Consider the following 12,711-nt stretch of genomic DNA (forward strand, 5'->3'; position numbering starts at 1 on the left):
TCCTTTTAGAACTCTAGTCTTTGCCACACGGACATTTGTTTTTATTGTGTCCGTATTATATTTCTAACAGTGCTATTTTAACACGTTAAAATATGCGAGGCAAGTAGTTTATAAGGAATTATTTAATCAAATTTGGTCAAAATATTCCATATTTGTTCAAAACGTCAAGCGGATATTCGCAATCCACTTCTCTACATGGCTCTACACCCAATAGCTGCTCCGCAGTTTGTCAGATTTTTCGATTTACATACTTTCTGATCGCATCTACAGAACGATTAAGCACCAGTTCCTCCGGAAAATCCAGTTTCTCCAAAAGATTTCTCGCCAGATCAAACTCCCCAATCAGCAAGTCAAAATGAGCATCACTATCCATCACCACCGGAACCTGATATTTCTTACACAGTTCCAGCATCTCTCTGTCATTCTCCACCGCATTCTGCCTGTTACAGTCCGGCTCCATAGAATGATTATTCAGCTCCAGGACCTTCCCATACTCCTTCGCTCCCTGAACCAATGCCTCATAATCAATCTCATATCTCCCATCATCCGGATGACCGATAATATTTACATAAGGATTCTTCATCACATTCAGATAGCTTTCTGTATTCTCCAGCTTAGACCCCGGCTTCATACATGGAATATGCAGACTGGCAATCACCACATCCATCCTCTCCAAAGTCCTCTCCGGCAGATCCACAGTCCCCCAGGCATCCAGAATATTCACCTCAGATCCCAGAAGAAGCTGAATCCCATACATCTCCCTGGGCACCACCCTGAGATTATCAAAATAATACTGATGACAAGTCCCCGGCATCCCCGGTGCATGCTCCGTAACCCCCAGAACCTCCAGCCCCTTCTCAGAAGCAACCTTCGCCATCTCCCTCAACGAACAATACGCATGCCCACTGGCCACCGTATGCGTATGCAAATCCAACACAGAACTATATCTCATAACAACCCACTCCTCACTTCGTACAATATTCCCTCTAATTATACGACCATCCTCCACCCTTCCACAAGCAAATTTTCAATCCATCCATTTTTACTCAAGCCAACACCCCCAAAATTGCCAGCAGCCAGCGCAGAAAAATAGTGTGTTTGATGTGCATTTGCAGGTATCTTAGATATTCTTAGGTCAAAAAAATCTGCGTTATGAGCCGGCTGTATCACTGTCTGAGCGGAGTCTGCGACGAAGCGAGTTTGAGAAGCCGGCTCATGCCTTTAGCAGATTTTTTTGACCTTAGAATATCTTAGATGCCGAAACCGCACATCAAACACACTATTTTTCTGCGCGTCCCCTGTCAAGTCAAACAGATATTCGCAATTAAAGCAGGAGACTTACTTGATTCGGTAAAAAAACAGGACCTGCACCCTGCAAGCCCTGCCAAAAATTCCTATTCAAGGAGGAATATACAATTTTTTATTGATTTGATAGACGGAAATCTTCTTATAAGCCCGCGCAAGTGTTTATAAAACCTCGCGAAAATGGCTTAAAATCAAGGTTTTCTGCATATCGTCATTTATCTTGCCATATCTCCGTATAAGATGATTTTGTAAGACCGGGCACCATTTTGGCACCACAAATTATAGGAGGACGACATGAAAAACGTACTTTTAGACAAGGGTATTATACTCCCGTCCGGCGAAATCAGCAAGGATAAGGTAAACCTTGTAACCGGAGCAATCACGCAGCCATTCGCAGAAATGGTATGGGTAACGACAGGCGGCGACATGGAAACCGTAAACCGCTTGACCGACGTACTTGTTACCATGAACACCCCCGCCGACCGGGGGAAGCTGTTCAAAATCATAAAAATGCTCTATGGGCTTATGGGCTTGCCCTTTTCCGAGGAAGCCGAGCCTATGGACGCAGACCCCGCCGTTTTGGAATACTTCATTTTTTCCTTTACGGCAGACTTTGGCGAAGTCATACAAGACCTCATAGCCGAAGAAGCAGAATAACGCACCGCACAGGCGGCGTTTCTCACTTCCCACAAGGAAGAACAGGAACGCCGCTTTTTTCATGCCCTTTGTTACGCAGTAGGCATGAAAAAGCCCTTGATTTACGCGGCTTTGCGGACGCGGTTTTCAGCGGATAAGGGATTGATACCTAAACCCTCAAAATCGCGTTTCTATTGCGTAACAGGTATGCAGCAAAGGAGTGATGAAGCTATGGCAGTTTTCAGAGTGGAGCGCAACAAGGGCTATACGGTTATGAGCAACCACCACTTACGCAATAAGGAGCTATCCCTAAAGGCAAAAGGGCTGTTATCGCAAATGCTGTCCTTGCCAGAGGATTGGGACTACACCCTTGCGGGGCTGTCCTTTATCAACCGGGAGAAAATCGACGCTATCCGGGAAGCCGTTAAGGAACTGGAACGCGCCGGGTATATCGTGCGTTCAAGGGAACGCGACGAGAAAGGACGCTTGCGCGGCGCAGATTATGTGATTTTTGAGCAGCCGCAGACCCCGCCTGTATCGGATTTACCTACATTGGAAAATCCAACATTGGATAATCCAACGTTGGAAAAACCTACGCAGAAAAAACCTACGTTGGAAAATCCAACGCAATTAAATAAAGATATACAAAAGACTAACTTACCCAAAAAAGAAAAATCAAATATAGATTTATCAAGTACCGATTCCATTCCTATCCATTCCCTAAATCCCTTGCCTTACGACGGGGAAGCGGCAGAGCCGCCGGAACGGAAACGAAAGGAAGCGACAGACGCATACAGCGTTTATGAGGAAATCATCAAGGACAATATCGAGTACGACCATTTTGTACGCTACGGGCAGGTAGACAAAGACCGTCTGGACGAAATTGTTTCGATTATCCTTGAAACGGTATGCAGCAAGAGAAAGACAATCCGTATCGCCGGGGACGATTACCCGGCAGAGCTTGTCAAGGCAAAGTTTATGAAGCTCAACAGCAGTCACATTGAATTTGTCTTTGACTGCATGAAAGAGAATACCACCAAAATCCGCAACATCAAACAGTACCTTAAAGCGGTGCTGTTCAATGCGCCGAATACCATTGACAGCTACTATACCGCCCTTGTCGCTCACGACATGGCGACAGGCAAAATCTAAAGGAGGATTACCACATGGCACAGAAAACAGGAGCTTTGATTTTTGACGAACAGACCGACCGCTACGACATTCGCTTTGACATTGCCGACTATTACGGCGGCTTGCATTGCGGAGAGTGTTTCGACGTATTCACAGGCGGCAAATGGAAGCCGACCCGCATTGAAATGAGCGCGGCGCAGGAATGGTACCTTGTGGGTATCCGCGCCGAGGATTTGAACGGCTTGCGCGTCCGTATCTAAAGCTTATGGGCGGCTACCGCAGCGGCGTACCACCCTAACACTATCAGACTACCGCGAAAGGAGGACGGTAAATGCAAGATGAAATCAACGAAAAGACCATAGCCCTTTACATCAAGACCGGGAAGCTGACCGCGCAGACACTTCAAAAGGCTATGAAAACGCTGCTTGCACAGATGAAGAAGCAGAAAGACAAAACGCCGCAGGGCAAGCAGACCTTAAAGCAGCTTATGAAGCAGAACGCGGGAGTTTCCAACATTGAGATTACCGAGGGCAATATCAAAGCCTTTGAGAGTACGGCGAAAAAGTACGGTATCGACTTTGCGCTGAAAAAGGACACGACGGAAAACCCGCCCCGCTACCTTGTGTTTTTCAAAGGCCGCGACGCTGACGTGCTGACCGCAGCCTTTAAGGAGTTTTCCGCAAAGAAGCTGACACAGGAGAAAAAGCCCTCTATCCGCAAGCTGCTTTCCTCTCTGAAAGAAAAGGCGGCGGGCTTGAACGCGCAGCGGGACAAGGTAAAGAACAAGGACAGGGAGGTATCGCTATGAAGCAGGAAGTCAAAAAGCTGCTTATCCTCAACCTGCCCTATCTGCTCTTTGTCTATCTGTTTGACAAGATAGGCGCAGCAATACGCCTTACCCCCGGCGCAGACGCAAGCGAAAAGCTCTTGCAGCTTGGGACGGGCTTTGCCGCCGCCTTTTCCAGTATCGCGCCGAGCCTGCACCCCGCCGATCTGCTTATCGGCATTGCGGGGGCGGTCATTATCCGGCTTGCCGTTTACATGAAAGGCAAGAACGCGAAGAAGTACCGAAAAGGCATGGAATACGGTTCTGCACGTTGGGGCGGCGCGGAGGATATAAAGCCGTATATCGACCCTGTATTTGAAAATAATGTGCTGCTGACGCAGACCGAAAGGCTGATGATGAGCAGCCGCCCGAAGCAGCCGAAGTATGCAAGAAACAAAAACATTCTTGTTATCGGCGGTTCCGGCAGCGGCAAGACCCGCTTTTTCGTAAAGCCCAACCTTATGCAAATGCACAGTTCTTATGTTGTTACCGACCCGAAAGGCACCGTCTTAATCGAGTGCGGGAAGCTCTTACAGCGGGGCGGGTACAAAATCAAAGTGCTGAATACGATTAACTTCAAAAAATCCATGAAATACAATCCCTTTGCCTATCTGCGGAGCGAAAAGGATATTTTGAAGTTAGTCAATACCATTATCGCCAACACCAAAGGCGACGGGGAGAAATCCGGCGAGGATTTTTGGGTAAAAGCTGAAAAGCTCTACTATACCGCGCTTATCGGCTATATCTGGTACGAAGCCCCCGACGAGGAAAAGAACTTTACGACGCTGCTTGAAATGATAAATGCGTCGGAAGCCCGCGAGGACGACGAGGACTTTAAGAACCCGGTAGACCTCATGTTTGAACGTCTGGAAGAAAAAGACCCGGAACATTTTGCGGTCAAGCAGTACAAGAAGTACAAACTTGCGGCAGGCAAAACGGCAAAGTCAATCCTTATTTCCTGCGGCGCAAGGTTAGCCCCCTTTGACATACGGGAACTGCGCGAACTCATGGAAACCGACGAAATGGAGCTTGACACTTTGGGAGATAGAAAAACGGCATTGTTCGTTATCATCTCCGACACCGACGACACTTTCAATTTTGTTGTTTCCATTCTCTACACGCAGCTTTTCAACTTGTTATGCGACAAAGCCGACGATGTTTACGGCGGGCGGCTGCCTGTTCATGTGCGCTGCCTGTTAGATGAATTTGCGAATATCGGTCAAATCCCGAAGTTTGAAAAGCTCATAGCGACCATACGAAGCCGCGAAATATCGGCTTCTATTATTTTGCAATCACAGTCGCAGCTAAAGGCAATCTACAAGGACAACGCCGATACCATAGTCGGCAACTGCGACACGACCCTTTTCTTGGGCGGCAAGGAAAAAACGACGCTCAAAGAAATATCGGAAATCTTAGGCAAAGAAACGATTGACAGCTTCAACACTTCCGAAACCAGAGGGCGGGAGCTTTCGCATGGGCTGAACTATCAGAAGTTAGGCAAAGAGCTTATGACGCAGGACGAAATCGCGGTCATGGACGGCGGGAAATGTATCTTGCAGCTTAGAGGTGTGCGCCCGTTCTTCTCTGATAAGTACGACATCACGAAGCACCCGAAATACAAGTACCTGTCCGACGCAGACCCGAAAAACGCCTTTGACATGGAAAAGCATATCAAACGCCGCCCCGCTATCGTAAAGCCGGACGAAGTATTTGACTACTACGAAATCGACGTACAGGAGGACGCAGCACCGTAAAGGGAGGTGGTAATCTATCCGAACTGTAAACACGGGCTATATGGTACGCGCCCCTACTTGGAGCGTGGCAGGAAGCCGCAGCGTATCAACCCTTACAAAAATGACAACTGAATACCGCCGCGCCGCAGCAGTTTAAGCAGCGCGAGGACGCAGCCGCCGAACACAGGCGGCTTTTTTCATACCCAAAACCAAAAACAAACAATTTTTATCGCCGCAAAGCGGCAGAAAGTGAGGATATTATATGGCATTTTTCAACAGCGCAGTAAACGTATTGCAGACCCTTGTTATCGCTCTTGGAGCAGGCTTAGGCATTTGGGGCGTTATCAATCTTCTGGAGGGATATGGTAACGACAATCCGGGTGCGAAATCCCAGGGCATGAAGCAGTTCATGGCTAATTAAAGGGAACAAAAAGAAAGGAAAAGCCAATCCAGACGGTATCAGCGGCAGGCTACAAGAATAAATTGTGATTTCACAAGATTGGTGCTATAATAAGAGAAAAGTTCCTGCCGGGGCAGCCGCTCCGGTGGTATGGATAGAAAGGCAGGAAAACAATATGCACATCAGCTATAAACCACTCTGGCACACACTGTTAGAGCGTGATATGAGAAAAGAGGATTTAAGGCTTGCCGCTGGTATGACAACAAATATGATTGCCAACATGAGCAAAGAGGGAAAGCACATCAGCATGGATACATTAGCCCGTATCTGCGAAACGCTGAATTGTGAGATTACCGATGTGATTGAGTTAGTACCAGACGAGCCTGCTTCCACAGGAGGTAAGGAACATGAGCGAATTGAAACCAAGAATAAAAGAAAACGGAATTGATTATATCCTTGTTGGAGATTACTACATCCCGGACTTGAAGTTGCCGGAGGAACACCGCCCCATCGGAAAGTACGGACGGATGCACCGGGAATATTTAAGAGAAGTCTGCCCAGCCAGATTACACACATTGACCCTGACCGGGGAATTGTGGACATATCTTGCAGACCTGAACGAACAGGCACAGAAACGGTTAGACACCATCATGGAGCAGATGAAAGCTGCCGAGGGCGTGACCGAGGAATTGAAGCGTACCCGTCAAATGGAATGGGTGCAGCGTTGCAATAACATTCACAACCGGGCAGAAGAAATTGTTTTACATGAGATGATTTATTCATAACGGTATGGTAGAATGATTATTACAAATTAGAAGTTGTAAAGGAGACTTTGTATGGGTAGAAAAGAAATAACAACAAAAGAAGATTTAATGAAAGTAATAGAATTATTCGAAAATACTGGAATTACATACTGGTTGGATGGCGGATGGGGTGTAGATATTTTAGCTGGTAAACAAACAAGAATTCATAGAGATATAGATATAAATTTTGATGCTCAACATACGGAAAAATTGTTAAATGTGCTTTTGAATCTGGGCTATAAAATTGATACAGACTGGAAACCGGTTAGAATAGAGTTATATAGTGATGAACTTGGTTACTTAGACATTCACCCGTTCGTTTTAAGTGAGGACGGAACTTCAAAACAAGCTGATTTAGAGGGTGGCTGGTATGAGTTTGAAAAAGATTACTTTGGTAGTGCTTTTTTTGAAGGAAAAACAATTCCTTGTATATCCTTAAAAGGCCAAAGAGTTTTCCATTCAGGTTATGAATTAAGAGATAAAGATAAGCATGATATTTCAATTCTTGAAAGTTTATCAAAATAACATTGCTGTAATTTCTAAGATAAATTCCACTTTATCGCTTTGAAATTTTAACTGAATAAGTATAGCACCAACCGCTGCTACATGGAAGCAAACACAACCATGCAACAGCGGTTTTTCTTTACCGTTTTTTCCTTTGACTGATAGGAGTTCCTGTTTTCTTTGATTTTTGTAGAATCCGAATGAGCCAGCGAAATTCTTCGTCTGACAGATTTTTATAGTTGATGCCGAGCTGCTTGCAGTAAAGGACAACCAGCTTTTCATCCCGACTGCCCTTGAAATTTTCAACCGCTTCCAAATTTTCTTTCAATTCATCGGCAACGGTGGTCTGGGGCGCACTCTCGCTGTCCTTTTTGTGGGCTTCCCGAATATCCCGGATAATGAGATTGAGGTCATCAAGAACCATGTGGCTGAAATATTCATCATCGCTGATATGGGCGGCTTGCAGCACTTTCAAATGCGGGTCGTCTTCGCCGGGGCGATACCGTTCAATGATTTCATGCCGGACAGTATCGACAAGGGCGTTGAGGTTTTGAATCTGCATGGTGGCAATCCCATCTACATAAATCTCAATGTCCGCAAGAAACTTGATAAAGTCCTTATGAGTGGCAAGCTCACAGAGCAGACGGTTGTTAATCCGACCGCCTTTCAGAAGTGCCACCATCTCATCATTCAAATGCAGCTCTGTTAGTGGCGTGTTGATCTGCTCCCGGTTCTCTGTCCGGCACAGCAGATAATCAACGGAAACCCCATAGAAGTCTGCCAGCGTGATAAGGTTGCCATGATTGATTTCCTTATAATCCTCTTTTTCATAACTGCCAAGAGCTGATTTGGAAATGCCCGTCAGCTCTGATAATTCTTCCAGATTTAAGCCTTTGTCCTTGCGGAGTTCCCAAAGGCGTTCCTGTATGCTTGTCGCTCCTTTCATGGGCGCACGCTCCTTTCCGGCGGTTTCATTACTGCCGCTTAACTGGATTATATCATACTTTCCGCAATCGTGGAAATTTCTGATTTTTACCCTTAATTCCTACTTTGTGGACATACGGCACAGGGCACAAAAATGTTCTATGATACAGGTAGTTCATCGATGGATTATTCCAATCGAATGACCAGCCTGTGTGGGATATGCTTCCCCGGCGATGTAGCGCCATGACTTTTGGCAGGGATATGGAGGAACCCTGACCGAAACGAGCGTACCAAAGGGAGCAATACGCCGCTGTGAGATTCAGGGGAGGAACGACACCGGGGAGAACTGGCGAACTGATACCGAAATGATACCGAAACACGACAATCTGATAGGGGGATAGTCTACCCTATTGCTGATACTTCTGGAGATTTTAGACGGCTCTATGACCGTAATTTTGCCGAAAATCGCCCCGAAACTATACACTAAAACGGGAGGAAACGCAATATGCCGAGAATGAGCAAAAAGAGGAAGCATGAGCTTTCTTTTTACCTCAATGACCGGGGGCGTGTCACTTACAACGAATTATGCCGGAAATGCAAGCATGGGTGCAAGCAGAGCTTCCGGGCGGTTGTGGTTGACTGCCCCCGTTATTTATCCAAAAGAGCAAAGAAAAAGGAGGAACACACCGAATGAATTTTGAATTTATGACGATAGGCACACCGTTGCCGCCCTGTATGCCCTTTCCCAGAGCGTTGACAGGATTTCCAGTCAGCAGCACCGCAAAGGTCATGTACTGCCGGATGTTGGACGCTATGCTATCCAACGGACAGGAGGACGAGAACGGAATCCTGTTTATCTGCTTCCCTGTCACAGCCATTGCCGCAGTCCTGTCCCGCAGCCCCATGACGGTCAAGCGTTCTCTGAATGAACTGGAAACCGCCGGACTGATCATGCGAGTGCGTCAGGGCGTTGGAGAACCAAACAGGATTTATGTGCTGATACCGGGAAAGGAGGACGCTGCCCTTGCCTGATACCTCAAAGCTGGAAAAGCTCAACCGAGAGTTGGAAAAGAGTGAAAAGAAACTGCGGAAAGCCATCAATGATGAAAAGGCATTGCAGCACCAGCTAAAGCAGCTTACCCGAAAAGAACGGACACACCGGCTCTGTACTCGTGGCGGTATGCTGGAAAGTTTTCTGCAAGAGCCGGAACGCCTGACAGATGATGATGTCATGCTGTTGTTGACACTCATTTTTCACAGGCAGGACACGCAGGAACTATTGAAGAAACTGCTGGAACGTGAGAAGCCGGAAACCCCTTAGTTTACTAAGGGCGCAATTATACACCACCCAAAGGTTGGTGCATTGCGTTCTCCGAAGGCTCCTTGCCGGAGGGCTGTGATTTTTCGCAGTCATGGTCTGCTCCAAATCATACAGGGGACGCTACGCTTCCCCTGCGCTGGCTACCGCCAGCTACCCTTTTGTGGACTTGTCATCTGGGGACACCTTGCGTTGCAAGCTGTTCCCAGCCGACAAGTTTCATAAAATATGCTATCTTTTCGATAGGCAATAAAGTATAATAAAGTCAGCAATAAATCGGAATTTTACGGTCAGTAAGGAATGCGTAAAGTTATATGATTGTATTATAAGCGATTTGTTAAATTTTTATAACCACTTGTATTTGCCTGCGATTTATGGTATAATATTTTGAAATTTAGAAAGAGGTGGGAAGATGATTAACTTTTCTTGCAAATAAAATCAAAATATGCGGTAGTGCTATACTTTGGCATTATTGTGTCTATTGCAAGAAAGTTATATGTCTATCTTACTCAATATAGTGCTGTTGCCACTTTTGCTTAGTGGTGTTATTTTATGCTATGACGAGCTGCAAGGATAAACTTTCTTGTGGCTCTTATTTTGTTTTGGAGGTGCTTTATGAATAGTGCAGAACAGATAGTTACACATGATTCACTCCGTATAGTGTCGGTTCCTTTTGGTGAAATCTATACGTAGTAAACATTCACCGAACCGACTTTGTATCGTATGACATGCAAAGGAGGATAATATTTATGTCAATGATTAAAATTGAAAACCTTACGTTTTCATATCCGACAAGTTATGATAATGTTTTTGAAAATGTCAGTTTCCAGGTTGATACCGATTGGAAGCTTGGTTTTGTGGGCAGAAACGGACGAGGTAAAACAACCTTTCTGAATCTTCTGCTTGGGAAATATGAGTATAGTGGAAAAATCCTATCATCCGTACAGTTTGATTATTTTCCTTATCCCGTTTCAGATAAGAATCGTATTACAGAGGATATATTGCAGGAGATTTGCCCACTTGCGGAAGAATGGGAACTTATGCGAGAACTTTCTTATCTTGATGTTGATGTCGATGTGCTTTGGCGACCTTTTGAAACACTTTCCAACGGAGAGCAGACAAAGGTTTTGATTGCCGCTCTTTTTCTTAATGAAGGGCATTTCCTACTGATTGATGAACCTACCAACCATTTGGATGCCAAAGCGAGAAAAAGTGTGGCGGCATATCTGAAAAAGAAAAAGGGATTCATCTTAGTTTCTCACGATCGTCGCTTTCTTGACGATTGTGTTGACTATATTCTATCGATTAACCGAGCGAATATCGAAGTGCAAAGAGGAAACTTTTCATCATGGATGTCAAATTTTGAGCGACAGCAAGAATTTGAACTGGCTCAGAACGAACGTTTGCAAAAGGACATCAGACGATTACAGCAGTCGGCAAAACGCGCTGCAGTATGGTCTGAACGTGTAGAAGCTTCCAAAATTGGGGCAGCAGATAAAGGTTATGTCGGTCATAAAGCCGCCAAAATGATGAAGCGTTCAAAATCTATAGAAGCGAGACAACAACAGACAATCGAACAAAAATCAGCATTGCTGAAAAATATGGAAACCGCAGAAGCCCTCAAGATACAACCGCTTAATTACCATACAGATTTGCTTGCATCATTATCGAATGTAGTAGTTTATTATGATGGCATTTCAGTTTGTGAACCCGTTTCGTTTGAAATAAGACAGGGAGAACGCATTGTGCTTGATGGAAAGAACGGCAGTGGCAAAAGTAGCCTGTTAAAGTTGGTAGTCGGGCAGTCCATAGATTATACGGGTACAGTAACACTTGGCTCTGGGCTTGTAATTTCTTATGTGCCACAGGATACATCGTATTTATGTGGAACCCTTTCCGAGTTTGCAGAAGAAAACAACCTTGATGAAAGTTTGTTCAAGGCAATTCTTAGGAAAATGGACTTTGAGCGTGTACAGTTTGAAAAGGATATTAAAGACTTTTCTGGCGGGCAAAAGAAGAAAGTCCTAATTGCGAAAAGCCTTTGTGAAAAGGCACACTTGTATGTATGGGATGAACCGCTCAACTTTATTGATGTGTACTCACGTATGCAGATTGAACAACTCATAACGGAGTTTGCCCCGACCATGCTCCTGGTAGAACATGACAGTGTTTTTCGAGATACTGTGGCAAGTAAAATTGTGAATATCTAAATTGGTTCTTCCGCAATTTTACGTTTTTCGCTTTAATAAAAATGGAGAATGCTGATTTACACTGGCATTCCAGTATTGAAAAATTACAAAATACGGATAATTGCGTAAGAACCTCTAAATTAAAATAATTGTATGGGTTAATTCCAGCTTTACAGAGACTCAAATTCCAGTTTGTAGAATTAAGAAAATCGTAATTTGTGGAGGTAAAATATAGATGAATCAAGGTAGAATTATTGTAATCACAGGTGCGCCGGGGACAGGAAAAACTACAACGGCATCTGCTGTTGCAAAAGAATCAGATTTGGAAAAGTCTGTGCATATGCACACAGATGACTTTTATCATTATTTGAGTAAAGGGGCAATACCACCGCATTTGCCAGAATCAAATGAGCAAAATTTGATTGTCATTGAAGCGTTTTTAGAAGCTGCGAAGCGATATGCTCGTGGTGGATATGATGTAATTGTTGACGGTATTATCGGACCGTGGTTTTTAAAGCCGTGGCAAAGTCTTGTTCGGGAACATTATGAGGTGCATTATATTATTTTAAGGGCAAGTAAGGAAGAAACCTTGAAGCGAGCTGTTGAACGCTCAAAGTTAGACCGAAAGACAAATATCGAATTGGTAGAAACCATGTGGGAGCAATTTTGCAATCTGGGAATATATGAATCGAATGTTATAGATACGACCACTTATTCCATTCAAGAAACTGTTTCCGCAGTACAAGAAAAAATCGCAAGTAGGGCAGCGTTGTTGTCTTAGATTGTTTTGGTGCAATTCCAGTTTGTTAGCTTTACATCGGGTCAACTTGTCCCGAACTTTTACAACTAAATACCCGCCGCTCACACAGTGGCACACCGAGCAGGAAATCTGAAAAAGGTCTCCTGCTTTTTTTCTGCCCAAAATGAAGTGGTAAAACGCCA

16 protein-coding genes are annotated in these 12,711 nt (G+C 44.9%); 14 read left to right on the forward strand and 2 right to left on the reverse strand.

The genetic code is table 11. The features are described 5' to 3' along the window. Positions 1-229: 229 nt before the first annotated feature. A complete protein-coding gene (locus ACTNDS_RS06920; RefSeq protein WP_441034652.1) occupies positions 230-952 on the reverse strand; it encodes a phosphatase in 723 nt (240 codons plus the stop codon). Positions 953-1,599: 647 nt separating this feature from the next. Between ACTNDS_RS06920 and ACTNDS_RS06925 the strand changes: the two genes are divergently transcribed. The 9 genes from ACTNDS_RS06925 to ACTNDS_RS06965 all read left to right on the forward strand — a co-directional run bounded on the left by ACTNDS_RS06925 (position 1,600) and on the right by ACTNDS_RS06965 (position 7,359). Beyond that, positions 1,600-1,962, forward strand: coding sequence for a hypothetical protein (locus ACTNDS_RS06925; RefSeq protein WP_002584990.1), 363 nt, complete (start codon positions 1,600-1,602; stop codon positions 1,960-1,962). 210 nt (positions 1,963-2,172) lie between these two features. After that, positions 2,173-3,093 carry a DUF6017 domain-containing protein gene (locus ACTNDS_RS06930; RefSeq protein WP_002584989.1) on the forward strand — a complete coding sequence of 307 codons (921 nt, stop codon included), beginning with the start codon at positions 2,173-2,175 and terminating at the stop codon, positions 3,091-3,093. Positions 3,094-3,107: 14 nt separating this feature from the next. Continuing rightward, positions 3,108-3,332 (forward strand): DUF5348 domain-containing protein, encoded by a 225-nt coding sequence (locus tag ACTNDS_RS06935; protein ID WP_002584988.1) that lies wholly within the window; start codon positions 3,108-3,110, stop codon positions 3,330-3,332. A 71-nt stretch (positions 3,333-3,403) separates the two neighbouring features. After that, on the forward strand, positions 3,404-3,880 hold the full coding sequence (locus ACTNDS_RS06940) for a PcfB family protein (RefSeq protein WP_058351589.1): 477 nt from the start codon (positions 3,404-3,406) through the stop codon (positions 3,878-3,880). Next, positions 3,877-5,652, forward strand: coding sequence for a VirD4-like conjugal transfer protein, CD1115 family (locus tag ACTNDS_RS06945; protein WP_256138891.1), 1,776 nt, complete (start codon positions 3,877-3,879; stop codon positions 5,650-5,652). The genes ACTNDS_RS06940 and ACTNDS_RS06945 overlap by 4 nt, the downstream gene beginning before the upstream one ends. Before the next feature lie 241 nt (positions 5,653-5,893). After that, entirely contained in the window at positions 5,894-6,052 is a 159-nt protein-coding gene (locus ACTNDS_RS06950) for a Maff2 family mobile element protein (RefSeq protein WP_173719127.1), read from the forward strand. A gap of 154 nt (positions 6,053-6,206) precedes the next feature. After that, complete coding sequence (locus tag ACTNDS_RS06955; RefSeq protein ID WP_002584334.1) at positions 6,207-6,479, forward strand: helix-turn-helix domain-containing protein; 273 nt, start codon at positions 6,207-6,209, stop codon at positions 6,477-6,479. Further along, the gene (locus tag ACTNDS_RS06960; RefSeq protein WP_002584333.1) at positions 6,439-6,816 is read left to right on the forward strand and encodes a TnpV protein; all 378 of its coding nucleotides are present in this window, start codon (positions 6,439-6,441) and stop codon (positions 6,814-6,816) included. Before ACTNDS_RS06955 ends, ACTNDS_RS06960 begins: the two co-directional genes overlap by 41 nt. 51 nt (positions 6,817-6,867) lie before the next feature. After that, the gene (locus tag ACTNDS_RS06965) at positions 6,868-7,359 is read left to right on the forward strand and encodes a nucleotidyltransferase domain-containing protein (protein ID WP_002584332.1); all 492 of its coding nucleotides are present in this window, start codon (positions 6,868-6,870) and stop codon (positions 7,357-7,359) included. Positions 7,360-7,477: 118 nt separating this feature from the next. Here the strand turns inward: ACTNDS_RS06965 and ACTNDS_RS06970 are convergent, their stop codons facing one another. Then, positions 7,478-8,284, reverse strand: a complete 807-nt coding sequence (locus tag ACTNDS_RS06970) for a helix-turn-helix domain-containing protein (protein ID WP_002584331.1) — start codon at positions 8,282-8,284, stop codon at positions 7,478-7,480. A 483-nt stretch (positions 8,285-8,767) separates the two neighbouring features. Here ACTNDS_RS06970 and ACTNDS_RS06975 point away from each other — a divergent pair, with 483 nt between their 5' ends. From ACTNDS_RS06975 to ACTNDS_RS06995, 5 genes are all read left to right on the forward strand, one after another. Beyond that, positions 8,768-8,956, forward strand: a complete 189-nt coding sequence (locus ACTNDS_RS06975; RefSeq protein WP_002584330.1) for a hypothetical protein — start codon at positions 8,768-8,770, stop codon at positions 8,954-8,956. Further along, the gene (locus tag ACTNDS_RS06980; protein ID WP_002584329.1) at positions 8,953-9,294 is read left to right on the forward strand and encodes a DeoR family transcriptional regulator; all 342 of its coding nucleotides are present in this window, start codon (positions 8,953-8,955) and stop codon (positions 9,292-9,294) included. Before ACTNDS_RS06975 ends, ACTNDS_RS06980 begins: the two co-directional genes overlap by 4 nt. Beyond that, a complete protein-coding gene (locus tag ACTNDS_RS06985; protein ID WP_002584328.1) occupies positions 9,287-9,583 on the forward strand; it encodes a DUF3847 domain-containing protein in 297 nt (98 codons plus the stop codon). The genes ACTNDS_RS06980 and ACTNDS_RS06985 overlap by 8 nt, the downstream gene beginning before the upstream one ends. A 746-nt stretch (positions 9,584-10,329) precedes the next feature. Beyond that, positions 10,330-11,790 (forward strand): Lsa family ABC-F type ribosomal protection protein, encoded by a 1,461-nt coding sequence (locus tag ACTNDS_RS06990; RefSeq protein WP_002584327.1) that lies wholly within the window; start codon positions 10,330-10,332, stop codon positions 11,788-11,790. A gap of 214 nt (positions 11,791-12,004) precedes the next feature. Beyond that, positions 12,005-12,550 (forward strand): AAA family ATPase, encoded by a 546-nt coding sequence (locus ACTNDS_RS06995; protein WP_002584326.1) that lies wholly within the window; start codon positions 12,005-12,007, stop codon positions 12,548-12,550. Positions 12,551-12,711: the final 161 nt, after the last annotated feature.

It is taken from the genome of Blautia sp. HCP3S3_C12 (genome assembly GCF_052064155.1).
Classification (GTDB): domain Bacteria; phylum Bacillota; class Clostridia; order Lachnospirales; family Lachnospiraceae; genus Blautia_A.

Coding starts and splice junctions, on each gene's coding strand:
- ACTNDS_RS06960 (WP_002584333.1), top strand. CDS start 6,439: ATGAGCGAATTGAAACCAAGAATAAAAGAAAACGGAATTGATTATATC.
- ACTNDS_RS06990 (WP_002584327.1), top strand. CDS start 10,330: ATGTCAATGATTAAAATTGAAAACCTTACGTTTTCATATCCGACAAGT.
- ACTNDS_RS06950 (WP_173719127.1), top strand. CDS start 5,894: ATGGCATTTTTCAACAGCGCAGTAAACGTATTGCAGACCCTTGTTATC.
- ACTNDS_RS06935 (WP_002584988.1), top strand. CDS start 3,108: ATGGCACAGAAAACAGGAGCTTTGATTTTTGACGAACAGACCGACCGC.
- ACTNDS_RS06925 (WP_002584990.1), top strand. CDS start 1,600: ATGAAAAACGTACTTTTAGACAAGGGTATTATACTCCCGTCCGGCGAA.
- ACTNDS_RS06955 (WP_002584334.1), top strand. CDS start 6,207: ATGCACATCAGCTATAAACCACTCTGGCACACACTGTTAGAGCGTGAT.
- ACTNDS_RS06980 (WP_002584329.1), top strand. CDS start 8,953: ATGAATTTTGAATTTATGACGATAGGCACACCGTTGCCGCCCTGTATG.
- ACTNDS_RS06930 (WP_002584989.1), top strand. CDS start 2,173: ATGGCAGTTTTCAGAGTGGAGCGCAACAAGGGCTATACGGTTATGAGC.
- ACTNDS_RS06975 (WP_002584330.1), top strand. CDS start 8,768: ATGCCGAGAATGAGCAAAAAGAGGAAGCATGAGCTTTCTTTTTACCTC.
- ACTNDS_RS06995 (WP_002584326.1), top strand. CDS start 12,005: ATGAATCAAGGTAGAATTATTGTAATCACAGGTGCGCCGGGGACAGGA.
- ACTNDS_RS06945 (WP_256138891.1), top strand. CDS start 3,877: ATGAAGCAGGAAGTCAAAAAGCTGCTTATCCTCAACCTGCCCTATCTG.
- ACTNDS_RS06940 (WP_058351589.1), top strand. CDS start 3,404: ATGCAAGATGAAATCAACGAAAAGACCATAGCCCTTTACATCAAGACC.
- ACTNDS_RS06920 (WP_441034652.1), bottom strand. CDS start 952: ATGAGATATAGTTCTGTGTTGGATTTGCATACGCATACGGTGGCCAGT.
- ACTNDS_RS06970 (WP_002584331.1), bottom strand. CDS start 8,284: ATGAAAGGAGCGACAAGCATACAGGAACGCCTTTGGGAACTCCGCAAG.
- ACTNDS_RS06965 (WP_002584332.1), top strand. CDS start 6,868: ATGGGTAGAAAAGAAATAACAACAAAAGAAGATTTAATGAAAGTAATA.